This is a genomic window from Leifsonia sp. HAY1-4F, assembly GCF_056755275.1.
In genome coordinates, this window is record NZ_JBNDHX010000758.1 from 1 (window position 1) to 229 (window position 229).

Genomic DNA, 229 nt, shown 5'->3' on the forward strand with positions numbered 1-229 from the left:
CCTCCCATCAGGCCGTCGCCCCCGCCAAACGCGTCGGCCTGATGGGAGGGGCCTATCCAACGGTCTTCAATGCGGCCAACGAGCAGGCGGTCACGGCGTTCCACACGGGCGCGATCGGGTACCTCGACATCCTCGAGACGTTGGAGCGCGTTTTCGATGCGCACTTCCCGGCGGGGGTGCTCACCCGGGAGTCGTTGGCCGAGGCCGAGCGCTGGGTGAGGGCGAAGGC

The 229-nt window shown here is 69.0% G+C and carries 1 pseudogene; it reads left to right on the top strand.

Annotated elements, in window-relative coordinates:
* A pseudogene (locus tag ACPYOG_RS21240) lies at positions 1-229 on the top strand (1-deoxy-D-xylulose-5-phosphate reductoisomerase); the annotation flags it as partial.